This is a genomic window from Nocardioides panacis, from assembly GCF_019039255.1.
GTDB classification, from domain to species: Bacteria; Actinomycetota; Actinomycetes; order Propionibacteriales; family Nocardioidaceae; genus Nocardioides_B; species Nocardioides_B panacis.
Map to the genome: position 1 here is coordinate 4,093,301 of NZ_CP077062.1, position 22,919 is coordinate 4,116,219.

Annotated in this window: 20 protein-coding genes and 2 pseudogenes; 10 read left to right on the forward strand and 12 right to left on the reverse strand. The window is 73.8% G+C overall.

Annotated features, from left to right (window positions below; genetic code table 11):
- The first annotated feature begins 25 nt into the window (after positions 1-25).
- The 9 genes and pseudogenes from rnpA to KRR39_RS20115 all read left to right on the forward strand — a co-directional run bounded on the left by rnpA (position 26) and on the right by KRR39_RS20115 (position 8,191).
- Positions 26-376: a ribonuclease P protein component gene (gene rnpA, locus KRR39_RS20075; RefSeq protein WP_216939186.1), complete on the forward strand. Its 351-nt coding sequence runs from the start codon at positions 26-28 to the stop codon at positions 374-376.
- Positions 373-639 (forward strand): membrane protein insertion efficiency factor YidD, encoded by a 267-nt coding sequence (gene yidD / locus KRR39_RS20080; protein ID WP_216939187.1) that lies wholly within the window; start codon positions 373-375, stop codon positions 637-639. Before rnpA ends, yidD begins: the two co-directional genes overlap by 4 nt.
- Positions 620-1,561: pseudogene (yidC, locus tag KRR39_RS20085) on the forward strand (membrane protein insertase YidC); the annotation flags it as partial. The gene yidD and the pseudogene yidC, both read left to right, overlap by 20 nt.
- A gap of 517 nt (positions 1,562-2,078) precedes the next feature.
- Entirely contained in the window at positions 2,079-2,534 is a 456-nt protein-coding gene (locus tag KRR39_RS20090) for a Jag family protein (RefSeq protein WP_216942865.1), read from the forward strand.
- 77 nt (positions 2,535-2,611) lie between these two features.
- Positions 2,612-3,295, forward strand: a complete 684-nt coding sequence (gene rsmG, locus KRR39_RS20095; RefSeq protein WP_254185291.1) for a 16S rRNA (guanine(527)-N(7))-methyltransferase RsmG — start codon at positions 2,612-2,614, stop codon at positions 3,293-3,295.
- Between the two features lie 592 nt (positions 3,296-3,887).
- The gene (locus KRR39_RS20100; protein ID WP_254185773.1) at positions 3,888-4,775 is read left to right on the forward strand and encodes a ParA family protein; all 888 of its coding nucleotides are present in this window, start codon (positions 3,888-3,890) and stop codon (positions 4,773-4,775) included.
- Positions 4,776-4,909: 134 nt separating this feature from the next.
- Positions 4,910-5,920: a ParB/RepB/Spo0J family partition protein gene (locus KRR39_RS20105; protein ID WP_436972064.1), complete on the forward strand. Its 1,011-nt coding sequence runs from the start codon at positions 4,910-4,912 to the stop codon at positions 5,918-5,920.
- 415 nt (positions 5,921-6,335) lie between these two features.
- On the forward strand, positions 6,336-6,956 hold the full coding sequence (locus KRR39_RS20110; protein WP_216939190.1) for an ArsR/SmtB family transcription factor: 621 nt from the start codon (positions 6,336-6,338) through the stop codon (positions 6,954-6,956).
- Positions 6,956-8,191, forward strand: a complete 1,236-nt coding sequence (locus KRR39_RS20115) for an MFS transporter (protein ID WP_216939191.1) — start codon at positions 6,956-6,958, stop codon at positions 8,189-8,191. The genes KRR39_RS20110 and KRR39_RS20115 overlap by 1 nt, the downstream gene beginning before the upstream one ends.
- Before the next feature lie 46 nt (positions 8,192-8,237).
- On the opposite strand, the gene KRR39_RS20120 is transcribed toward KRR39_RS20115, so the two are convergent.
- From KRR39_RS20120 to KRR39_RS20130, 3 genes are read right to left on the reverse strand one after another with little or no spacing between them, the layout of a single operon-like run.
- The gene (locus KRR39_RS20120; RefSeq protein ID WP_216939192.1) at positions 8,238-9,002 is read right to left on the reverse strand and encodes a lysophospholipid acyltransferase family protein; all 765 of its coding nucleotides are present in this window, start codon (positions 9,000-9,002) and stop codon (positions 8,238-8,240) included.
- A 19-nt stretch (positions 9,003-9,021) separates the two neighbouring features.
- A complete protein-coding gene (locus tag KRR39_RS20125; RefSeq protein WP_216939193.1) occupies positions 9,022-10,077 on the reverse strand; it encodes a D-alanine--D-alanine ligase family protein in 1,056 nt (351 codons plus the stop codon).
- Complete coding sequence (locus KRR39_RS20130; protein ID WP_216939194.1) at positions 10,074-11,438, reverse strand: aminotransferase-like domain-containing protein; 1,365 nt, start codon at positions 11,436-11,438, stop codon at positions 10,074-10,076. Before KRR39_RS20130 ends, KRR39_RS20125 begins: the two co-directional genes overlap by 4 nt.
- An 82-nt stretch (positions 11,439-11,520) precedes the next feature.
- Here KRR39_RS20130 and KRR39_RS20135 point away from each other — a divergent pair, with 82 nt between their 5' ends.
- On the forward strand, positions 11,521-12,207 hold the full coding sequence (locus KRR39_RS20135; protein ID WP_216939195.1) for a GNAT family N-acetyltransferase: 687 nt from the start codon (positions 11,521-11,523) through the stop codon (positions 12,205-12,207).
- A gap of 13 nt (positions 12,208-12,220) precedes the next feature.
- On the opposite strand, the gene KRR39_RS20140 is transcribed toward KRR39_RS20135, so the two are convergent.
- From KRR39_RS20140 to KRR39_RS20180, 9 genes and pseudogenes are all read right to left on the reverse strand, one after another.
- Complete coding sequence (locus KRR39_RS20140) at positions 12,221-13,408, reverse strand: N-acetylmuramoyl-L-alanine amidase (protein ID WP_216939196.1); 1,188 nt, start codon at positions 13,406-13,408, stop codon at positions 12,221-12,223.
- A gap of 166 nt (positions 13,409-13,574) precedes the next feature.
- Positions 13,575-13,893, reverse strand: a pseudogene (gene trxA, locus KRR39_RS20145) (thioredoxin).
- Between the two features lie 129 nt (positions 13,894-14,022).
- Positions 14,023-15,048 (reverse strand): thioredoxin-disulfide reductase, encoded by a 1,026-nt coding sequence (gene trxB, locus KRR39_RS20150; RefSeq protein ID WP_216939197.1) that lies wholly within the window; start codon positions 15,046-15,048, stop codon positions 14,023-14,025.
- 136 nt (positions 15,049-15,184) lie between these two features.
- Positions 15,185-15,907 (reverse strand): hypothetical protein, encoded by a 723-nt coding sequence (locus tag KRR39_RS20155; RefSeq protein WP_216939198.1) that lies wholly within the window; start codon positions 15,905-15,907, stop codon positions 15,185-15,187.
- A complete protein-coding gene (gene sigM / locus KRR39_RS20160; RefSeq protein ID WP_216939199.1) occupies positions 15,897-16,664 on the reverse strand; it encodes an RNA polymerase sigma factor SigM in 768 nt (255 codons plus the stop codon). Before sigM ends, KRR39_RS20155 begins: the two co-directional genes overlap by 11 nt.
- On the reverse strand, positions 16,661-17,359 hold the full coding sequence (locus tag KRR39_RS20165; protein WP_216939200.1) for a hypothetical protein: 699 nt from the start codon (positions 17,357-17,359) through the stop codon (positions 16,661-16,663). The genes sigM and KRR39_RS20165 overlap by 4 nt, the downstream gene beginning before the upstream one ends.
- Before the next feature lie 71 nt (positions 17,360-17,430).
- Positions 17,431-18,738: a protein kinase family protein gene (locus tag KRR39_RS20170; protein WP_216939201.1), complete on the reverse strand. Its 1,308-nt coding sequence runs from the start codon at positions 18,736-18,738 to the stop codon at positions 17,431-17,433.
- Positions 18,739-18,807: 69 nt separating this feature from the next.
- Entirely contained in the window at positions 18,808-20,616 is a 1,809-nt protein-coding gene (gene murJ / locus KRR39_RS20175) for a murein biosynthesis integral membrane protein MurJ (RefSeq protein WP_254185292.1), read from the reverse strand.
- Positions 20,613-22,829, reverse strand: coding sequence for a DUF6049 family protein (locus KRR39_RS20180; protein WP_216942998.1), 2,217 nt, complete (start codon positions 22,827-22,829; stop codon positions 20,613-20,615). Before KRR39_RS20180 ends, murJ begins: the two co-directional genes overlap by 4 nt.
- Between the last annotated feature and the right edge of the window lie 90 nt (positions 22,830-22,919).

Here is a 22,919-nt window from a genome sequence, read left to right on the forward strand (position 1 = left end):
TCCACCATGCGTCCCGTGTCCTGCCTTGCTTGACCGGCCGCACCGGCTGACCACGTCGGCCGGGTTCACCACGGCGGTCCGCACGGGCCGTCGGGCCGGCGCCCGCACCCTGGTCCTGCACCGGGGTGCGGATCCGCACGGGCCGAGCGGCCCGCGGGTCGGCTTCGTGGTCAGCAAGGCGGTCGGGAACGCGGTGGTCCGCAACCGGGTCAAGCGTCGGCTGCGTCACCTCGCCCGGGAGCGACTCGCGTCGCTTCCGGGTTCTGCCGTGCTCGTGGTCCGGGCGCTGCCCGCGTCGGCCGGGGCGTCGTACGCCGAGCTCGGGCGCGACCTGGACAAGGCGTGGACGCGCCTCGACCGGGTGCCGGCGCCATGAAGTACCTGTTGATCGGCCTGCTCAAGGCCTACCGGTTCGCGATCAGCCCGCTCTACGGGCAGGTCTGCCGCTACCACCCGTCCTGCTCGGCGTACGCCCTCGAGGCGGTGACGGTGCACGGCAGCCTGCGGGGCAGCTGGCTCGCCGCCCGTAGAGTCGGTCGGTGTCACCCCTGGGCAGCCGGTGGTTACGACCCGGTTCCCCCCCAAGATGTCGCACCCCCATCAGACTCAAGGAGCCTGAGTGTTTTCTACCCTCGGTGACATCGGCGGCTTCATCATGGCGCCGCTGTACTGGATCACGTCGCTCGTCATGTCCGGCTTCCACTCGGTCTTCGGGGCCCTCCTCGGCCCGGAGTCGGGCTGGGCCTGGGTGCTGTCGATCATCGGGCTGACCCTGGTGATCCGCGCTGCCCTGATCCCGCTGTTCGTGAAGCAGATCAAGTCCAGCCGGAACATGCAGCTGCTGCAGCCCAAGGTCAAGGAGCTGCAGAAGAAGTACGGCCACGACCGGGAGCGGCTCGCCCAGGAGACCATGGCGCTGTACAAGGAGACCGGCACCAACCCGTTCGCCTCGTGCCTGCCGATCCTGCTGCAGATGCCGATCTTCCTGGCGCTGTTCCGGCTGATCGACCACGCCTCCAAGGGCGAGACCCGCGGTGTGCTGACCCAGCAGCAGGTCGACCAGCTGGAGAACGCGAAGATCTTCGGCGCGCGGATCGCGGACAGCTTCACCAAGGCCGACGGACAGGTCAACGTGCAGATCCTGGCCGCCGTGCTGGTGATCGCCATGACCGCCACGACGTTCCTCACCCAGCGTCAGCTGATGAGCAAGAACATGCCGGCCGACGCGATGACCGGTCAGTACGCCCAGCAGCAGAAGATGCTGCTCTACGTGCTCCCGGTGGTCTTCGCGGTCGGCGGTATCGCCTTCCCGATCGGCGTGCTCTTCTACTGGACCACCTCGAACCTGTGGACGATGTGCCAGCAGTTCTACGTGATCCGCAACAACCCGGCTCCCGGCACGCCGGCCGCCAAGGCCAAGCAGGAGCGCGACGCCGAGAAGCGCAAGCGCAAGGGCCTGCCCGACCCCGCGACCCCGATCGAGTCCACCGTGACCGAGACGGCCCCCGAGGCCCCGGCCCGCCAGCAGCCCAAGAAGCAGACCCGCAGCCAGCGCAAGAAGACCCCGCCCGCCGGCGCCGCCAAGAAGCCGGCCGTGAAGCCGGGCGACGACCCGGCCGGCGCCACGGAGCGCGGGCGTGACGAGGGCGACGAGCCCGGGCGCAACAGCGCCTGACCCCATCGGGCCCGCGCGGCCGTCTGTGGCGACCCACCCCGAACTCAGCTGATCCAGCACGACCGACAGGGAGCACCCCGTGACCGACCAGAACACGTCCGAGACCGAGCACGACGTCCCCGAGACGGCCTCCGACGCGCAGCACCCCTCCTCCACCGCCACGTCCGTCGAGGAGAGCACCCCGGAGACCGGCCCGGACGCTCCGGCGGACGCCGACGCGACTACCTCCACCGGCGAGTCCCACGCCTCTGACGCCTCCGAGGACTCCGCCGCCACCGCCGACCCGGACGCCTCGGAGCCTTCCGACTCCGACTCCGACACCGACACCGACGCCGACACCGACACCGACTCTGACTCTGACTCTGACGACGCCTCGGACGACGCCTCGGACGAGGACAGCGACGTGGACCGCCTGGAGAACGAGGGCGACATCGCTGCGGACTACCTCGAGGAGCTTCTCGACATCGCCGACCTGGACGGCGACCTGGACATGGACGTCGAGGGTGACCGGGCCTCGGTGAGCATCGTCGGCGGTGACGTCAGCACGCTGATCGGGCGCAACGGCGAGGTGCTCGAGGCGCTCCAGGAGCTGACCCGGCTGGCCGTCTACCGGGAGACCGGCGAGCGGTCCCGCCTGATGCTGGACATCGGCGGCTTCCGTGCCGACAAGCGGTCCCGGCTCGAGAGGGTCGCCGACGAGGCCGTCGCCGAGGTCCGCTCCTCCGGTGAGCGCAAGGTGCTCGACCCGATGAGCCCCTTCGAGCGGAAGGTCGTGCACGACGCCGTCGCCGCGGCCGGGCTGTCCTCGGAGTCGGAGGGCGAGGAGCCCCGGCGCCGGGTCGTGGTGCTCCCGTCATGAGGTCCTGATCCGTGTCGGACGCAACGGACCCCGTTGTTTCACGTGAAACGCCCCCTGTGCCGACGTCGGCACAGGGGGTGTTCGCTGCTCGCCTGGACCTCGCCGAGCGGTACGCCGCGCTGCTGGCCGACGCCGGCGTGGTGCGGGGACTCATCGGTCCCCGTGAGGCGCCCCGGCTCTGGGAGCGGCACCTGCTGAACTGCGCGGTGCTGGCCGACGCCCTCCCCGAGGACGCGGACGTCTGCGACCTGGGCACCGGCGCCGGCCTCCCCGGCCTGGTGCTGGCGATCCGCCGACCCGACCTGCGGGTGACGCTCGTCGAGCCGCTGCTGCGCCGCACCACGTTCCTGGACGAGGTGGTGGCCGAGCTCGGCCTGGACCGCGTCGAAGTGGTCCGCGGCCGGGCCGAGGAGCTGCACGGACACCGGGAGTTCTCGGTGGTGACGTCCCGGGCGGTGGCTCCGCTGGGCCGGCTGCTGGACTGGTCCATGCCCCTGGTGCGCCAGGGTGGCGTGCTCGTCGCGATGAAGGGCGCCTCGGCGGCCGAGGAGCTGGCCGCGGCGACGGCCGACCTGGAGCGACATGGTGCGGGCGTCGTGGAGGTGCTGACCCTGGGCGCGGAGGTCGTGGATCCCCCGACCACCGCGATCCGGGTGGAAGCCACCCGCCCCTCGCGGCTAGGTTGGGACGCTGCGGACGAAGTGCGTGGTGCCTCCCGTCCGGGTCGGGCTCAACGGAAGCGGAAGGGACGACGCAGGTGACGGTCTCGGGAACCCCCGATCGGGAGGTCGAGCGACCGGTCCCCCTCGGCACGGCCGGTCCGGCCCGTGTCCCGGTGGTCGACGGGTTGGGCTGGCCGGACACCGGGCGCTCGACGACGAGCGGGTCCGACGGGTCGACCGAGTTGCTCGGGTGGCCGGCGGATCGGGTTTATGCACAGAATCCACAGGGTGGTCCACAAGACGATCCGGTCAATCCGGATGAGTCGTCGCCCGCTGGATCCGTTTCACGTGAAACGTCGAGTTCGCGCTCTCCTGACTCCGTGGTTTCACGTGAAACACCTTCCCGGCGTCCACCCGCCCCCCTGGTCGAGCGCCAGCCCCTGCACGACCCCACCCCTGTTTCACGTGAAACAGGGTCCCCCCGACGTGGGTGCCATGCCCGCCCCGAAGGACACCCCTGTGCAGCAGCCCCCCCTCCTCCCCGTCGAGCGCCGGCGTCCCGTCCGCGACCGGTCCCGGTCGCGAGCCGGTCGACCCGAGCCGCTTCGGCCCGCATCCCGCTCCCGGGACGCCGTACCGGACGGCAGGGGACCTGGCCGCGCTGGGGCTGGCGGCCGACACGTCGACGCCGCTGGCCCGGTCCGTCGAGCACTCGCTGCTGGTGCGCGAGGGGCGACGGCTCAGCGACCCGCTGCCGCGTCCGCCCCGGACCCGGGTGATGGTGGTCGCGAACCAGAAGGGCGGCGTGGGCAAGACCACCACCACGGTGAACATGGCCGCCGCGCTGGCGCAGCACGGCCTCCGCGTGCTCGTCGTCGACCTGGACCCGCAGGGCAACGCCTCCACGGCCCTGTCGGTGGATCACCACCGCGGCACCGCCTCCACCTACGACGCGGTCGTGGACGGCATGCCGCTGGTCGACATCGTCCAGCCCTGCCCGGAGATCGACGGGCTGTTCGTCGTCCCGGCCACCATCGACCTGGCCGGCGCCGAGATCGAGCTGGTCAGCCTGGTCGCCCGGGAGGGTCGGCTGCGCAAGGCGCTGCACGCCCACCCGTGGGTCTTCGGGGAGGGCGAGGACCGCTTCGACTACGTGCTCATCGACTGCCCGCCGTCCCTGGGGCTGCTCACCCTGAACGCGCTGGTGGCCGGCGACGAGATGCTGATCCCCATCCAGGCGGAGTACTACGCGCTCGAAGGGCTCGGCCAGCTGCTCGAGACCGTCGAGATGGTCAAGGCGCACCTGAACCCGGACCTCGAGGTCTCCACGATCGTGCTCACCATGTACGACGCCCGCACCCGCCTCTCCGCCGGTGTGGCCGACGAGGTGCGCACGCACTTCGGCGGACAGGTGCTGCGCACGGCGATCCCGCGCTCGGTACGCATCTCGGAGGCACCGAGCTACGGCCAGACGGTGATGACCTACGATCCCGGCTCAGCGGGTGCGCTGAGCTACCTCGAGGCCGCGCGCGAGATGGCGCTCTCCGTGAACGGCGCCGACGAAGGAGCCCAGGCATGACCCAGAAGCCCCAGCAGCGACGCGGTCTCGGTCGCGGTCTCGGCTCGTTGATCCCGACCGCACCCCGACCGGAGGCGGAGCCCGCGGCGGGCGCCGCCCCGGTGGACGGCACCCCGCACCCGGACGGCACGGCCATGTCCACGGGCACGGCCACGGGCACGGCCACGGGCACGTCCACGTCCACGGCCGGGGCGTCGGGTGATGGCGCGGGTCGCGCGGTGGACTGGATCGGTGCGCCCGCGAGCGAGCCGGCCGCCGGCACGGACGAGGTCGCTCCCGCTCCCGCTGCCGAGCCGGAGGACGACGGCTCGCTGCGGCAGGTCGCGGGCGCCTACTTCGCCGAGCTGCCGGTCACCGCGATCGCCCCCAACCCGCGCCAGCCGCGCCAGGTCTTCGACGAGGAGGCGCTCGCCGAGCTGGTGCACTCCATCCGGGAGATCGGGCTGCTCCAGCCGGTCGTCGTACGCCCCGCAGGGGAGGGCCGCTACGAGCTGATCATGGGTGAGCGGCGGTGGCGGGCCACCCAGGAGGCCGGCCTCGACACCATCCCGGCGATCGTGCGGGAGACCGGTGACGACGCCCTGCTCCGGGACGCGCTGCTGGAGAACCTGCACCGCTCCCAGCTGAACCCGCTCGAGGAGGCCGCCGCCTACCAGCAGCTGCTCGACGACTTCGGCTGCACCCACGAGGAGCTGGCCACCCGGATCGGCCGGAGCCGGCCCCAGATCAGCAACACCCTGCGGCTGCTCCGGCTCTCCCCGGCCGTGCAGCGCCGGGTGGCGGCCGGAGTGCTCTCCGCGGGCCACGCCCGCGCCCTGCTCGGAGTGGAGAGCCCGGACGTCCAGGACCGGCTCGCCGCCCGGGTGGTGGCCGAGGGGATCTCGGTGCGCGGCCTGGAGGAGATCGTGACGGTGGGTGACCTGGGCACCGGCACCCCGCCCGCGGTCCGCCGCAGCCGGCCGACCGCTCCCGGCCTCACCGACCTGGCCTCCCGGCTCTCGGACCGGTTGGAGACCCGGGTCAAGGTGGACCTCGGCAAGCGCAAGGGCCGGATCACCGTGGAGTTCGCCTCCCTGCCCGACCTCGAGCGGATCATCGGGCTGATCGACCCCGGGCACCCGACCCGGGAACGCCACGACGGCTGATCGACGAAGCGACTTGTCGCTTTGTCGACAAAGCCATAAAGCGTCGAATGCCTGAATCTCCTCGGCAATGAGTCGATCGCCCCGCGTCGGTCGCGCTGGGTCGGCCGTGCTGGGTGCGTTGCGCTGGGTCGGCTGCGCTGAGTCGGCCGCCCGGTGTCCGCCGGGCTGCTGAGGCGCTCGCGTGCCCTCGTTCCCCGGCTGGGCCCTCTCACATCCTCCCCGGCACGGCGGCCTGGCGGTAAGCGGTGGGAACGTGGTCGGTCCTCCGGCAGTGCACCCTGGGCAGGTCGCACCGCAGGGCTGAGCTCCAGGACCGGGACACCGGGCCGGCGCGGGACCTCGCCCCGGACCACAGGCGCATCACCGCAGGTCAACACCTATTGAAAGTAACCTTTCGAAAGAATACCTTTCTTCCATGCCGCTCACCCGCCGCCGCGTCACCGACACCGACGCCCTCAAGGCGCTCGCGCACCCCGTCCGGCTGGCGCTGCTCGAGACGCTGGTGACCCAGGGCCCGATGACCGCCACCCAGGCCGCGGACCGGGTGGGCTCGTCGCCGTCGAACTGCTCCTGGCACCTGCGCAAGCTCGCCGAGCACGGCTTCGTCCGGGAGGCGCGCGGGCACACCGGGCGCAACCGGCCGTGGCAGGCGGTCAGCCAGGGCCTGGACTGGGGGGAGCCCGACGCCGACCCGTCCGCCGGCGCCCCCGACCGGATCGCCACCGAGGCGCTGACCGACCTGCTGGTGGAGCGCGAGGTGCAGCGGCTGCGGGCGGCGCAGGCGTCCCGGGACACCGAGCCGCCCGCCTGGCAGGAGGTCACCGGGCTCGCGTCGTCGATGCTCTGGCTCACCGCGGAGGAGGCGGCGGACCTGCGGCGGGACCTGGCCGACCTGCTGCAGGCGCGCAGCGAGCTCTCCGCGGAGCGTGCCGCCCACCCCGGGACCCGCCCCGAGGGCGCCCGCCTGGTCTCCCTGGTGGGCTGGCTGGTGCCCGCCGGTCCGCCGCGCGACCCGGAGCCGGGAGCCCGCCCGTGATGCGGGCGGCGTTCCGCACCCCGGGGTTCGGCCGGCTGTACGCCGGCCTCGGCGCTAGCATGTTCGGCGACTCGCTGATGCTGATCGTCCTGTCGATGTGGGTCAAGACGCTGACCGGGTCGAACGGCGCGGCCGGAGCGACGTTCCTGGCGATGACGGCGCCGGCGCTGCTGGCCCCGGTGCTGGGGTACGTCGTGGACCGGGTGCCGCGACGTACCTTCCTGGTGGTCGCCAACGTGCTCTCCGCGCTGGTGATGGCGCCGCTCCTGCTGGTCCACGACGCCGGGGACGTGTGGATCGTGTACGCCGTGGCGTTCTGCTACGGCATCTCGTTCGTCGTCGTCCCCGCCGCGCTCAACGGGCTGCTCAAGGACCTGTTGCCCGAGGACGTCCTGGTCGAGGCCAACGCGTCCCTGTCGGTCACCCGCGAGGCGCTCCGGCTGGTCGGACCGCTGCTCGGCGCCGCGACCTTCTCGGTGGCCGGGGGTGGCGTGGTGGCGATGGCGGACGCGGTGAGCTTCCTGCTGGCGGCGCTGGCGGTGGCCGGGCTGCGGGTGGAGGAGCGCCGCGACGACTCCCGGGCGCCGCAGCACTGGCGGGTCGAGGTCCTCGAGGGCGCGTCGTTCATCCGGCGTACGCCGCTGCTGCTGCACACCACGACGGCGCTGGCGCTCGCCCTGCTGGTCATCGGGTTCGCCGAGTCGGCGGTCTACGCGGTGGTGGAGGCCTTCGGGCACCCGGTCTCGTTCGTCGGGCCGCTGCTGACCGTGCAAGGGGTGGGCGCGGTCTCGGTCGGCCTGGTGGCCAGCCGGGTGGTCCGGCGCTTCGGGGAGCCCGCGGCCGTCGTGGTCGGGCTGCTGGTCACGGCGCTCGGCCTGCTCGGGGTCGTGGTCGCCGACCGGACCTGGCAGCTGCTGGTCACGGTGGCGGTGCTCGGCGGCGGCATCCCGCTGATCTTCGTGGCGTTCAACACGCTGCTGCAGAAGCAGACGCCCGGCCGGCTGATGGGCCGGGTCAGCGCGTCGGTCGAGGTGCTGGTGACCACCCCCCAGGCGCTGTCCATCGGGGTGGGCGCGGTGCTCGTCGGCCTGCTGGACTACCGGCTGATCTTCGCGATCATGGCAGCCGGCACGACGCTCGCGGCCGGCTACCTCGCGCTCACCCTGCGGTCGGTGCGCGGCGCACCCGTGCCGGGCGAAGCCAGCCTGCTCCCCGCCCACCCCGATAGTCCGTGACGTTCTTGCTGCTCGGCACCCTGTGGGACAGCATTTCCGTCACGGACTATCGCTGGCGCTTGGCGGCCCGGGCCTTGGCTCGTTCGCGCTTCTCCTCCGCGTCCAGCACGGCCGCCTCCTCCGGGGTCGGCGCGCTGCCGCCGTACGACGCGGGGAGCCACCAGGAACCCGGCGGCTGCTCGTCGGCCGGGTAGGCCCGGATCGTCTCGTCGAGCAGCCGGGCCATGGCGGCCTTGAGCTCGGCGGTCTCGGCCACCGAGTTCTCGCCGGTGGGGTGCAGCGGCGTGCCGACCGAGATCGCGATCGTCTTGCCGCGGGAGAAGTCCTGCGGGTGGGACTTGGTCTTCAGCCGCTGGGTGCCCCACAGCACCGCGGGCACCAGGGGGACGCCGGCCTCGGCGGCCATCCGGGTCGCGCCGGTCTTGAACTCCTTGAGCTCGAAGCTGCGGGAGATGGTCGCCTCGGGGAAGATCCCGACGACCTCGCCCTGGCGCAGGTAGTCGACCCCCTGGGCGTAGGACTGCAGGCCGTCGCCGCGGTCCACCGAGATGTGGTGCAGCGAGCGCATCAGCGGGCCGCTCCACCGGTGGTCGAACAGCTCGCGCTTGGCCATGAACCGGACCAGCCGCTTGGAGTCCTGGGTCGCGAAGCCGCCGAGGATGAAGTCGACGTAGGAGATGTGGTTGAGCGCGAGCAGCGCCCCGCCCGTGCGCGGCACGTTCTCGGTCCCGTGCATCTGGAAGCGCAGCCCGAGCGCCTTGAAGCCGAGCTTGGCCGTGAGGATGATCGGCGGGTAGGTGAGGTCGCGCACGGGGGTCCTAACGATCGGCTCAGCTCGGGTCGTGATGACGTTCGACTGCTGTTCGTACCAGATCGGCCATCAGGTCGCCCAGGTCGAGCCCCGCCGCCGCCACCGCGAGCGGCACCGTGGAGGTCTCGGTCAGGCCCGGGGCGACGTTCACCTCGAGGAACCAGACGGTGCCCTGGGCGTCGATGATCAGGTCCGAGCGGGACAGGTCGCGCAGCCCGAGCACCTCGTGGGCGGTGAGCGCCACCCGCGCGCACTCGGCGGCCAGCTCGTCGGAGAGCTTCGCCGGGACCTGGAACTCCGTGCTGCCCGCGGTGTAGCGGGCCGCGTAGTCGTAGACCCCGCCGTCCGGCACGATCGAGACCACCGGGAGCGCGCGGGGACCGGTGCCGGTGTCCACGACGGGTACGGCGACCTCGGACCCGACCACGAAGCGCTCCACCAGCGCGGTGTCGCCGTAGGCGAAGGCGTTCACCATCGCGCCGGCGAGCGCCGCGGCCTCCCGGACGGCCGTGCAGCCCAGCGCGGACCCGCCGCGGGCCGGCTTCACGATCAGCGGCAGCCCGATCGAGGCGACGATCGCGTCCATCACCGCCGCCGCGCCCAGCTCGCGGAACGTCTCGTGCGGGAGCGCGACGCTGGCCGGCGTGTGCAGCCCGGCCCGGGCCACGACGGCCTTGGCGACCGGCTTGTCGAACGCCGCCCGGCAGGCCGAGGGCCGGGAGCCGACGTAGGGCACCCCGACGAGCTCGAGCACCTCGCGGACCGCGCCGTCCTCGCCGGTCTCGCCGTGCAGCAGCGGCAGCACGCAGTCGGGCGCCTCGTCGCGGAGCATCCGCAGCAGGTCGGCGTCCACGTCGCGTACGTCGACCTCGGTGCCCGTCTCGCGCAGCGCCTCGGCGACCCGTCGGCCCGAGCGCAGCGACACGTCGCGCTCGTGGGACAGCCCTCCGGCGAGCACCACGACCCGCCCCACCTGCGCCGGGACGCCCGTCGTCGCGCCGGTCGTGCCGCCGGTCGTGCCGCCGGTCGTGCCGCCGGTCGCTCCTGTCGAGACCACTGCGTCGTCCTCGCTCATGTCAGGTCCGTCGTCGGGCCGTCGTACCCGCGGTTCAGGCCGGGGGTCCGGGCGGTGCCGAGGCCGGTGCCGAACGTGTGCCGCAGCTCGACCTCCTCCTCGATCACGCCGACGAGGCGACGGACGCCCTCGCGGATCCGCTCCGGGGTCGGGTAGCAGTAGGACAGCCGCATGCTCTGCGCCCCGAACCCGTCGGCGAAGAACGCGGTCCCGGGCACGAACGCCACCCGGGCGGTCACCGCTCGCGGCAGCATCGCCTTGGCGTCGAGGCCGTCGGGCAGGGTCAGCCACACGTAGAAGCCGCCGGTCGGCACGTTCCACCGGGCGGCGGCCGGCATCATGTCGTCGAGCGCGCCGGTCATCGCGTCACGGCGCTCGCGGTACATCTCCCGGAACTGCTTGATCTGGCCGAGCCAGTCGTGCTTGTCGAGGTAGGCGGACACGACCATCTGCGAGAAGGACGGCGGGCAGAGCGTCGCGGACTCCTGGGCGAGCACCAGCTTCTCGCGGACGGCGTGCGGGGCCAGCGCCCAGCCGACCCGGAACCCGGGCGCGAACGTCTTGGAGAACGAGCCGAGGTAGATCACCCCGTCCGCCTCGTCGGCGCGCAGCGCGCGGTAGGGCTCCTCGTCGAAGCCGAGCAGCCCGTAGGGGTTGTCCTCGAGCACCAGCACGTCGGCCTCGCGGCAGATCTCCAGGATCTCCGGGCGGCGCTCCGCGGCCAGCGTGACGCCGGCCGGGTTGTGGTAGTTCGGGATCGTGTAGACGAACTTGATCCGCTTGCCGGCGGCCTGCACGTGCGCGATCGCCTCGCGCAGCGCCGAGGGCACCAGGCCGTGCTCGTCCATCTCCACGTGCACCACGTCGCACTGGTAGGCCTTGAACACGCCGAGCGCACCGACGTACGACGGGGCCTCGCAGATCACCACGTCACCGGGGTCGCAGAAGATCCGGGTGACCAGGTCCACGGCCTGCTGGGAGCCGACCGTGACCACCACGTCGTCGGGGTGCGCCTCGATGCCCTCGAGCCGCATCACGTCGCAGATCTGCTCGCGCAGCCGCGGGTCGCCCTGCCCGGAGCCGTACTGCATCGCGGTGCTGCCGCGGTGCGCGACCAGGTCGGCGATCGCCTCGCCGACCACGTCGAGCGGCAGCCCGGAGATGTTCGGCATGCCGCCGGCCAGCGAGACCACCTCCGGCCGGCTGGCCACCGAGAACAGCGCGCGGATCTCCGAGGCGGTCATCCCCTGGGTGCGGGCGGCGTACCGGTCGACGTAGCTGTCGAGCCGGGTGCTGCCGTCGGCCCGATGCCGGCTCGGGGGCCGGTCCGGGTGCCGGTTCTGGGGAAGCTGCTGGGACATCGGGACTCCTGTCGGGGTTGCTCCTAGGATGAGGCATCGGGGGGTCCGCGGCGCGGAAGGGGTCACGACATGGGCAGGCATCGTGTCTAGGCGGCTGGCCCGCCTGACGCTGGACAACCTCGGCGACGTGCCGCAGGGCTGCCGGTCCTGCACGTTCTGGGAGCTCGACCCGGTGCGCCGCCAGCGGGCGCTGGACGCCGGCGAGTCGTGCAGCGAGAAGGAGGCCTGGGTCTCCCGGGTGCTCCTGGAGTGGGGCTCCTGCGGCCGGGTGGCGTACGTCGACGACGACCCGGCCGGCTACGTCCTGTACGCGCCGGCGACCTACCTGCCGGGCGCCGACGCGTTTCCCACCGCGCCGGTCAGCGAGGACGCGGTGCTGCTGGCCACCGCGATGGTCTACCCCGAGTACGCCGGCTCCGGTCTGGGCCGGGTGCTGATGCAGACCGTCGTGAAGGACCTGGTCAAGCGCGGCGGGATCCGGGCCGTGGAGGCGTTCGGGGACACCCGGGCGGCTCCACGGGCGAGCAAGGGCGACCCGCCACCGGTGACCTACGGCACCTGCGTGCTGCCGGCGGACTACCTGCTGCGGGTCGGCTTCAAGACCCACCGTGCGCACCCGCGCTACCCCCGGATGCGGCTCGAGCTCAAGTCCGCGGTCACCTGGCGCGACGAGGTGGAGAGCGCGCTGGAGCGGCTGCTGGGCGCCGTACGACCGGCGCGGCACCCGGCCGCGGACCCGTCCCACCGCAGCAGCAACGGCGGGTCCTGAGCGGCCGGTCCGGTCAGGGCCGGTGGTGGCGCAGCGCGGCGCGGAGCTCGCCGAGCCGCAGCACCCCGGTCTTGGAGTCCGACTCCGCGTCGAGGTAGACCCGCTGCACCGCGACCACGACCGCCTCGGCGATCACGTCGCGGAAGCTGGGGTCGGCCAACCGGGCGGCGTCGCCGGGGTTGGTGAGGTAGCCGGCGTCGATCCGGACCGCCGGCATCTTGGTGCGGCGCAGGATGTCGAAGGTCTTGCCGTGCGAGCGCAGGTCGCCCAGGTCGGTGCGGGCCACGATCTCCCGCTGGACCAGACCGGCGAACCGCTCGCCCGCCGAGGAGGCGACGCCGTGCGCCTCGGAGCCGTAGTAGTACGTCGAGCAGCCGGCCGCGTCGGGGTTCTCCGAGCCGTCGACCTGCAGGGAGATGCACAGGTGCGCGTCGGTCCGGTTGGCGAACTCGGCCCGCTCGACCTCGGTGGCCTCCGAGGCGCCGCCGGTGTTGGTGAGGAAGGCCTGGACGCCGGTCGCGACCAGCCGGCCCTCGATGCGCCGGGCCAGGTCGGTGGTGATGGCGTCGGCGTGCAGCCGCATCGCCGAGTCGGCGAACCGGCCCACCGACGGGTCGATGACCACGATCTTGCCGGTCAGCTGGGGGCCCTCGCGGCGGATCCGCTCCTCGGCGCGCATCGCGTTGGGGCTGCCGCCGCGCACGATCGGGGCGAGCCGGGACAGCGACTTCAGGGTGGCCGGGCCGCAGGTGCCGTCCGCGGGCACGCCGACGTTGCGCTGGAAGTCGCGCACGGCCTGCTCGGTCTGGTGCCCGAAGCGGCCGTCGAGCTTGCCGACCTTGAAGCCGAGGTCGAGCAGCCGCTGCTGGAGCGCGAGCACGTCGTCGCCCGCGGAGAGGTTGCCGGGCACGTGGGTGAGCAGCCGGTCGCCGAGCCGCCAGCGGGCCTCCTCGAGCACCCGGTAGGTGCTGGGGCCGACGATCCCGTCGATGGCGAGGCCGCGCATCTGCTGGAAGGCCCGGACCGCCCGGTCGAGGGACTCGTCGAAGGTGTCGGGGTCGGTGTGCCGGCCGCCGTCGGGGTCGGTCAGGCCGAGCAGCCCGAGGCGGGAGCGGATCTCCGAGACGGCCCGGCCGCGGTCGCCCACGCGGTACAGCGGGGCGGTCGGGGTCGGGGTGGGTGCGGTCTCGAGGTCGGACATACCGACTCCTCTCGCGTGCACACAGGTGGGGGACAGGGCGCGGATCCGCCCTAGCCAAACAGAACGGCGGCCATTCGCCAAGGCCGCCGCACGGCCCGCGGGCCCGGCCGGACGGACGACGCCCGCGTCCTCCGGGGAGGGCGCGGGCGTCGGGGAACGGTCCGGGTCAGCCGATGAAGTCGCTGAGCTCGCCGAGCAGCGCGGCCTTGGGCTTGGCGCCGACGATCTGCTTCACGAGCTCGCCCTTGTGGAACACGTTGAGCGTCGGGATGCCCGTCACGCGGTACGCCGCGGGGGGTGACCGGGTTCTCGTCGACGTTCATCTTCACGAAAGTGATCTTCTCGCCGTGCTCGGCGGCGATCTCCTTGAGGATCGGGTCGACCTGCCGGCACGGACCGCACCACTCGGCCCAGAAGTCCACGAGGACGGGCTTGTCGGACTTCAGCACGGAGGCGTCGAACTCGGCGTCGGTGATTGCTTGCATCTCGGCCACGAGGTGCTCCTTCAAGGGGGGTGTCGGTGGGGCGTCGGTCTGGTCAGTCAACACGGGGGCGGGGACATTTCTTCCCACCGCCGCGGGGTCCGGGTGAGCCGGACCGGTGGGTGGCGCGGGTCAGGCGCCGGTGGTCTGCACCTGCTCGGTGAGCATCTCCGAGACCTCGATCTCGCGGACGCTCTCCTCCGCCTGCCGGCCCGAGGACGCCTCGTGGTCGAGGGCCGCCAGGAACCGCTCGGCGTCCAGCGCGGCCGCGCAGCCGGTGCCGGCGGCGGTGATCGCCTGCCGGTAGTGGTGGTCGACCAGGTCGCCGCAGGCGAACACGCCGGCGAGGTTGGTGCGGGTGGAGGGCTGGTCGACCAGGACGTAGCCGTTCTCGTCGAGGTCCACCTGGCCGCCCAGCAGCTCGGAGCGGGGGTCGTGGCCCACCGCGATGAACAGCCCGGTCGCGTCCATCTCGCGCTTCTCGCCGGTGACCGTGTCCACCAGGGTCAGGCCGGTGAGCTTGTCGTCGCCGTGGATCGTCTCGACCGCGGAGTTCCAGGCGATGTCGATCTTCGGGTCGGCGAAGGCACGCTCCTGCATGATCTTGGAGGCGCGCAGCTCGCCGCGGCGGTGGATCAGCGTCACCTTGGAGCCGAAGCGGGACAGGAACGTCGCCTCCTCGACGGCGGAGTCGCCGCCGCCGACGACCGCGATGTGCTGGTCGCGGAAGAAGAACCCGTCGCAGGTCGCGCACCAGGAGACGCCGTGGCCGGACAGCCGGTCCTCGCCCTCGACGCCGAGCTTGCGGTAGCCCGAGCCGGTGGCCAGGATCACCGCGCGGGCGCGGTGCTCGACCCCGGCGCCGTCGGTGACGACCTTGACCTCGCCGGTCAGGTCCACGGCGGTGACGTCGTCGGCGACCAGCTCGGCCCCGAACCGCTCGGCCTGCGCGCGCATCTCGTCCATCAGCGCTGGGCCCATGATGCCGTCCCGGAAGCCCGGGAAGTTCTCGACCTCGGTGGTGTTCATCAGCGCGCCGCCGGCGGTGACGGAGCCCTCGAACACGAGGGGCGCCAGGTTCGCGCGCGCGGCGTACACGGCGGCGGTGTAGCCGGCCGGGCCGGAGCCGATGATGATCACGTTGCGGGTGCTGGACATCAGGGACGAACTCGCTTCCTCGAGCGGACGGGACCGCGGTGGATGCGGTCCCGTGCGTGTCAACCGATCCTAGGTGGGCGGCATTCCCCCGTCACCTTCACCGCCCCGGCGCGCTCCGCCCGGCCCGCGGGCGGGGTCACGGCTGCCGGACCGTGCGGGTCGCCACAGGGCTGGACGCGTCGTCACAGGAGTAGATCCGTGCCACACGCGCCCCGTGCGCGGGCGGGTCCAGCACCAGCGTGGCGCGCCTCCCGTCCAGCCGTACGTCGACCACGTCGGCGCCCCGCGGCACGGCCGGCGTGGCGCAGGCGGTGGCCCGGGCCGAGCCGCCGCCGGAGCCCTCCGCGTTCTTCGCGGGGGACCTGAGCGCGGCGGCGGCGCGGCGGACGTCGGCGTCGAGGGTGGCGGTGCGCAGCCGCAGCCGCGGCACGGTGCCGGGGGCAGCGAACTGGGCGCCGCCCGACGCGGACGGGGCCGATCCCGCCCCGGGCTGCACCCGGTCCTGGGCACTGCCCCCGGCGCCGGCGGACGCCGAGGAGGTGCCCGAGTCCGCGCCCGAGGTGCCCAGGCCGCGGGTCACGACCGCACCGCCCGCGGCCGCGATCACCGCGACCGCCGCCGCGGCGACCAGCACGTTCGGCCACTTCCGGCGCCGTCGGGCGGCGAGCTCGTCGGGCTGCCCGGCGGGTGGCCCGGCGGGTGCCGGCGCGGACTGGGAACGGCCCTGGACCAGCTCGGCCAGGACGTGGTCGAGCCGGGCGGCCACGTCGGGCGGCACCGACCCGCTCTCGGCGTGGGTCTCGGTCCGGCCGGCGGCGGCGAGCGCGCGGCGGACCTGCTCCTCCTGCTCAGGTGTCACTGCTCGTCACCTCCTCACCCGGGGTTCGGGGTCGCTGCTCGGTCGGGGTCGTGCCGGGGCCGGGGGCCGTCGGGTCGTCCGGGGGTCGGACGCGGGGCCCGTCGTCCGGGTTCCCGCCCGGCCCGGCGCGGGTCTCCGGGGCGTGCGCGGCCAGCAGCGGCAGCAGCCGGGCCCGGCCGCGTGAGCACCGGCTCTTCACGGTGCCGGGCGCGCAGTGCAGGATCTGGGCGGTCTCCTCGACCGAGTAGCCCTCCAGGTCGACCAGGACCAGCGCGGCCCGCTGGTCGAGCGGCAGCTCGGCCAGGGCGCCGAGCAGGGCGGTCCGGCGTTCGTGGTCCACGGCCAGGTCGGCGGGGTCGACGAGCGCGGCGGGGGTCGCCCCGGGCCCGTCCCGGACGTCGGCGACGACCGTGGCCCGGCCGGCCGCGCGGCGCTCGTCGAGGTCGTCGGGCAGCGGGTCGGCCATCCGCACCCGCCGGCGCCGCAGCCGGTCCAGACAGGCGTTCACGACGATCCGGTGCAGCCAGGTGGTGACGGCGGCGTCCCCGCGGTAGGAGTCGGCCCGCCGGAAGGCGGCGATCAGGGCGTCCTGGAGGGCGTCGGCGGCCTCCTCCCGGTCGCCGGTGGTGCGCAGCGCGACCGCCCAGAGCCGGTCCCGGTGCCGGGCGAACAGCGTCCCGAACGCCTCGGGGTCACCGTCGAGGTGCGCCCGCAGCAGGGCCCGGTCGTCGGGTCCCTCGGGATCGGTCCCGCTCATGACGAGACGGAGATCTCCGCGACCCGGCCCTGGAACCCGCCGGGGGTGGACGGCAGCGACGTCAGCCAGACCACCAGCCAGCGGGTCGTGACGGGCTTCTTCAGGGTGAGGTTGGCGCGGCTGTCGGCGTCGGCGGTCGAGGCCACCGTCTTGAGGCCCTCGGTGCTGGAGGGCGCGGTCCGGGCGTCGGGCGCGGCCAGCACGTCCAGCGAGGTGCCGGTGCCGAGGAGGTCGACCCGCACCTTGCCGACCTCGGTCGGCTTGCCCAGGTCGACCAGCAGGCCGACGCCGTCCTTGAGCTTCGCGAGCTCGTCGTAGTAGGTGCTCGTGCGCCAGGCGGTGGACGGCTTGCCGTCGGCGGCGAACCGGGCGAGGTCGGGGTTCTCCTCCGGCGGGTCGCCCTGCGGGTCGAAGTCGGTGACCCCGGAGATCGCGACCGGCGTGCTCGCGCTCCGCGAGGACGAGCCGGACGGTGAGCTGCTGCTCGCGCCGCCGGCGGTGCCGGCGTCGCCCGATCCGCGGCCCAGGTTGAAGGCGAGGACCACGCCCACGACGAGCACCAGCACGGCCGCCAGGACCGCGGCGAGCCGCAGCCAGCTGGTGCCGGGCTTCGCGGCGTCCCAGCTGCCGGTCTCCGGGTCGTCGGGGTCGTCCGCGACTGCGGGGTCGGCGTCGGGCCCCCAGACCGGGGGCACCCGGCCGTTGCCGGTGCCGGTGACGCGCGAGCGGGTGCCCGTGTCGGGGCCGCCCGACCAGCCGGTGCCGGTCAGGGCGCCGGGCCCCTCGTGGTCGGTGCCGGTGCCCGGTCGGGCCGGCCCGTCCGCGAACAGCGGCCGCTCGGGGATCTCGGGCGGGGGCGCCTGCGGGGCGGGGGCACGGCGGGTGGGCTCCGGGTCGGACCAGCCGGAGAAGCCGCCGAGGCCCCGGGAGACCCCCCGCCGTGCGAGGGGTCAGGGGCGTGGTCGTCGGCGTGGCCGACGCCGGACCCCAGGTCGCCGGCGGACACCCACTCCACCTGGCTGGTCTCGTCGTGGAAGACCGGCACGCCGGCCTGGGTGCGGTCGTCGTCGTCCGAGCCGGTCGGGGCAGGGAAGGCACCCGTGGCGGCGAGCTCGCCGGTGTCGGCGCCCTGGCCGTCGGGGGTGCCCCGGGAGCCGGACGGGTCGGTCCAGGGGGTGGCGGTGTGCAGCTCGGTGGCCGGGCCGTCGTCCTCGTGGTCGTGACCGCCGCCGGCGAGGTCGAGCACGGAGGTGTGCTCGTACTGCGGCGCTCCGGTGGGGTCGCCGATGTAGTCGCTGAGCGCGGCGTAGATCTCGTGGGCCGTCTCGAGCGGCACGGCGTGGGTGTGCGGGCCGGCGTTGAGCACCCGCTCGCAGATCGCGTCGAGGGGGCGGGGGACGCCCGCCCGCACCTGGCGCGGGCGCAGCGGACGGCCGTGCTCGGCGGGCGCCTCGGGGACGGTCGAGCCCTCGGTGCCGGGCCACCGGCCGACCAGCGCGGCGTACAGCAGGGCGGCGAGGTTCACCACGTCGGACTCGTGGGCGCTCAGCACGGCCCCGCCGGTGACCCGGCGCTGGTCGCGCCCGGCGCGGTCCTGGAGCACGGCGTCGACGACGAAGCCGATCAGCTTGACCGACCCGGCCTCGGTGACCATCACCTTCTCCGGGAGCAGCCGTCCGTGCGCGACCCCGTTGCGGTGGGCGGTGGCGATCGCCTCGGCGACCTCCTTGACCACCCAGGCGGCGCGGCGCGGGGGCAGCGGGCCCTCGGCGAGCATCTCGTCGAGGGACACCCCCGAGCCCCACTCGTTGACGACGTAGACCACGCCGTCCTCGGCGGCCGCGTCGAGCACCCGGAGCAGGTGGCCGTCGGTGACCAGCGCGGAGGTGCGGGCCGCGGTGAGCAGGGCGTCGGCCCGCGCGTCGGACTCGGCGATCACGTGCACGGCGACGCTGCGGGCCAGGGTCTGGTCGGTGGCCCGCCAGAAGCGGGCGCCGTCGGTGTCGTCGAGGAGGTCGTCGAGCGTGAAGCGTCCGGCCAGGACGGACCCGGGTCCGATCGGTTTCTCGGCCACGTCCCTCCTCGTCCCCGTGCGCCGGCCGTGCGCCGGTCGCTCTGCGCGCCCCATGCTACGGGCGGTCGGTCACCGCCGGAGCCGGCTGGTGACCAGGTTCATGACACTCGTCACCTCGGTGATCCGCATCGCCCGGGCCAGCGCGAGGAAGACCACGACGTCCACCGTGCCGGTGACCACCAGCAGGCTCAGCGCGTGCACCAGCCCGTCGCCGGGGGCCCACACCTGCTGCATGCCCCACCGCACCGACCAGGCGAGCGCGGTGGAGAGGCCGGCGGCGATCAGCAGCCGGACCAGGAAGCGCATCAGCACCGGCGTGTCGAGGCCGCCGAGGGTCCGGCGCAGCATCGTGTAGGACGTGAGCGCGCCGACCAGGTAGGCGCCCGCGTACGCCAGCACCAGACCGGGAGCGGTGCCCGACGGGGAGACGTGGCTGGTGAACGCGACCGCGAGGACCACGTTGGTCGCCGCGATCACGCACTGCACCAGGAACACCGTGCGGGTCCGCTCGAGGGCGTAGAAGCCGCGCAGCATCAGGTAGTGGGTGGTGAAGAACACCAGCCCGGGGGCGAACAGCGCCAGCGACACCGCGAAGTCCGGCACGGTCTGCCGGCCGGCGCCGTAGCCGACGACGACCCGGCTGAGGTCGAGCGCCACGACCGGCAGCAGCAGCGCGAACGGGATGATCAGCGCGAACGTGGTGCGCAGGGTCGAGGCCACGCTGTGCCCGACCCCGCGGAGGTCGGAGTCGACCGCGAAGGACGCCAGCCGGGGCAGCATCGCGGTCGCTAGCGAGACCGTCGCGATCGCGTGCGGCACCATCACCAGCAGGAAGGCGTTGGAGTAGATCGTGTAGCCGGTGCCGGCCCCGCCGCCGCCTCGCGAGCACGCGCCGCTGACGGCGTCCGCCGTACCGGAGGAGGCGATCCGCACCACGACCGTGTAGGCGATCTGGTTGACCACCACGAACAGCACCGTCCAGGTGCCCAGCCGCAGCGTGTGGCCCAGGCCGGTGCCGCGGAAGTCGAAGCGCGGGCGGTAGCTGAAGCCGGCCCGCTTGAGGAACGGCAGCAGGATGAAGAACTGCACCGCGATGCCGAGCGTGGAGCCCAGCCCGAGCAGCAGCTCCTGGCCGTGCGTGTAGCCGCCGACCATCGACCCGGGGCCGGACAGCACCGCCGGGTCGACCCCGCCGGCCCGGCAGAGGTCCGCGACCGGGGAGAACACCAGGAGGTACGTCGTGAGCACCGCCACCGAGATCACGTTGTTCGCGATCGGCGCCCACATCATCGGCCCGAAGCTGCCGCGGGCGTTGAGCACCTGCCCGACCAGCACGAACATGCCGTAGAAGAAGACCTGGGGCAGGCAGTAGCGCGCGAAGTCGATCACCGACTCGCGCTGGGCGGCCAGCTCCGGGGTGAAGAAGCTGCCGTCCAGGAACAGCCGCATCAGCAGCGGCGCGGCGATCACCAGCACGGCGGTCACGCCGGCCAGGAACAGCGCCGCCAGGGTGATGATCCGGTTGGTGTAGCCGTCCCCGCCGTCCGGGTCGTTCTTCATCGCCCGGACCAGCTGCGGGACGAGCACGGCGTTGAAGACGCCGCCCGCGAGCAGGATGTAGAGCATGTTCGGGACGGTGTTGGCGATCGTGAACACGTCGGCGTGCAGCTGCTGGCCGAGCGCCGCGGCGAGCAGCCCGTTGCGCACGAAGCCGCTGAGCCGGGACACCACGGTGCCCGCGGCCATCAGCGCGCTGGAGGACAGCACGCCGGCGTCGGTGCCGGTCTCGGGACCGGTCTCGGGGGCGGTCCCGGGCTCCTGCGCCCCGGTGGGCGGCGGGCTGCCGCGTCGGGTGCCGTCCCGGCTGGTGCCGCTCACGCGTCGACCCCCCGCTGCAGGCGCGGCCCGTGGGTGGCCCGGCGGCGGCGTACCCGGCGGAACAGCCGGACCGCGATCGCGAGGAACAGCAGCACGGCGCCGGCGGCCATGATCACCCAGACCACGGTGCTGACCCGGCTGGTCCGCACGCTCAGCTGGGTGAGGCTGCCCAGCGGGTTGCCCTCGGTGTCGGTGGCGACCAGCGTCACCGCGTGCACGCCGATGTCGTTCGAGCTGGCCTTGAGCCGGATCGCGGTGCGCTTGCCGGGACCGAGGGTGACCGGGTCGATCCTGGAGATCCGCAGCCCGGAGCTGCGGGTCTGCGCGGCGATGCCGACCCGGACCGGCTGGTCGAGGCCGTTGACGAGGGTGATCTGGATCGGACCCTGCTCGCCGGACATCATCACGAACCGGGGGCCCTCGATCCGGACCTCCTGCATCTGCGCCCGCAGGTAGCCGGTGGTGCTGTCGGCCTGGCGCACCGCCCCGGCGGGGTCGTCGCGGACGTTCTGCGACGAGGCGAGCATCGCGACCCGGTCGAGCACGTGCTGGACGGTGTCGTTGTCGGGCAGCAGCCGGCCGTACGTCGACCCGGTGCCGGCGAGCCGCCGGGTGGCCTGCAGGTTCGAGGCCGGCAGCTCGGCCCGGCGCTCCGAGCGGGGGTAGACCGGGGTGCGCTCGCCGCTGGCGTCGGCCGGTGCGAGCTCGCCGCCGGAGACCACCGAGGGCAGGTCGGTCAGCCGCAGCCACGGCTGGTCGAGCCCGGCGAAGAAGTCCGAGGAGGCCCAGGCGCTGCCCGGGTCCCAGTACGGCGGCGTGGAGACCACGAGGGGCCGGGCCGCGTCGGAGGACAGCGCGTGCAGGGCGGCGTCGCTGAGCAGCCGCTGGCGCATCGCGAGGGCGGCGTACCGCGAGTTCGGCCGGGGACCGCCGTCACCGGCCTCGTCGTCGGTGCGGACGACCGGCGCCCGGCCGTCGCGGGTGAGCACGGTGCGCTGCGCCCGGGGGAAGGCCGACTCGGAGAGCAGCACCGGGGTCCGTGGGTCGACGTCGCGCAGCGCGGTGTCGGGCAGCCGGCCGCTGACCGGGTCCACGACCGGGGTGCCGGCCTCGAGGCCGAGGGCGGTCATCGCCAGCGCGCTGAGGTCGGTGGCCTGCTGGTAGAGCCCGGCGAGCGGGGTGCCGAGCGCGGCGGCGACGTCGAGGTCCCCGTAGGGCACCGTGGTGACCTCGTGGGTGGGCGCCTGCCGGCGGAACTCCTCCAGCCAGGCGCGGGCGGCGACCGCCTGCGGGGACGGCTCCGCGGCCGAGCTCACGTCCCCCGCGTCGCCCTGGTCGGTGCTCGCGCCGGCCGAGGGGCTGGTGCTCCCCGACGGGGACGGGGAGGCGCTCGGGCTGCCGCCGCCGGCGCTGCCGTCGGGGCCCGGGTCGATCTTGGGGTTGTCCTGGGCCACCGAGGTGACCGCGTCCAGCACCGCCGGGTCGACCACCCAGGTGATCGGCGCGGTGGCCCGTCCGCTGAGGTTCAGCAGCCGGTCGAGGCGTCCGTCGGTGCCCACCGACCGCTGCCAGCCGGGCAGGCCGAGCAGCCGGCCGGCGGCGCCGCGGCGCACCTCGTTCTTCACCGGCACCACCAGCGCGAGCCGGGTCGGGGTGGTGCCCTGCGGCAGCTGCGGCACGAAGGTGCGGGCCCGGCCGTCCGCGACCGTGTCCCGGCCGGTGCTGTCCGAGCCACCCAGGACGTGCACGCCGATCCAGTAGACGCCCGGCGCCGACCCGATGCCCAGGCTGCGCCGGGGGACCGAGACGCGGTAGGACGTGGTCTCGCCCGGAGCGAGGTCGCCGAGGTCGTCGTACAGGCCGTCGGAGGTGAGCCGCTCGCCGACTGGCTCGAACTCGCTGGTCGCGGCGGCGGCGGCGAGCTCGTCGGCGCTGGTCATCGGGGTGCGCGAGGTGAACAGGTAGGCCCGCAGGCTGGTCCAGTCCTCCTGGGAGCGGTTGGTGACCTGCCCGGTCAGCGTCACCCGACCGGAGGGGGGCAGCACCGACGGGGTCATCGTCTCGACGCTGACCCGCAGCGGCGAGCGGGTGCTGTTCGCCGACTCGCTCGCGGCCGTGGCGGGCCCGGCGGGGGTGAGCAGCGCCGTCCCGGTCGCCGCCAGCACCGCTGCGAGCAGGCAGGCGGCTGCACGGCGAAGGACGGGGCGGGTCACACGGGCAAGGCTAACGGCGGGCACCGTGCCCCCCCGGCCGCTGGCATAGAGTTCGCTCCCGTGTCCGACCAGCCCGAGCGCCCCCGCCTC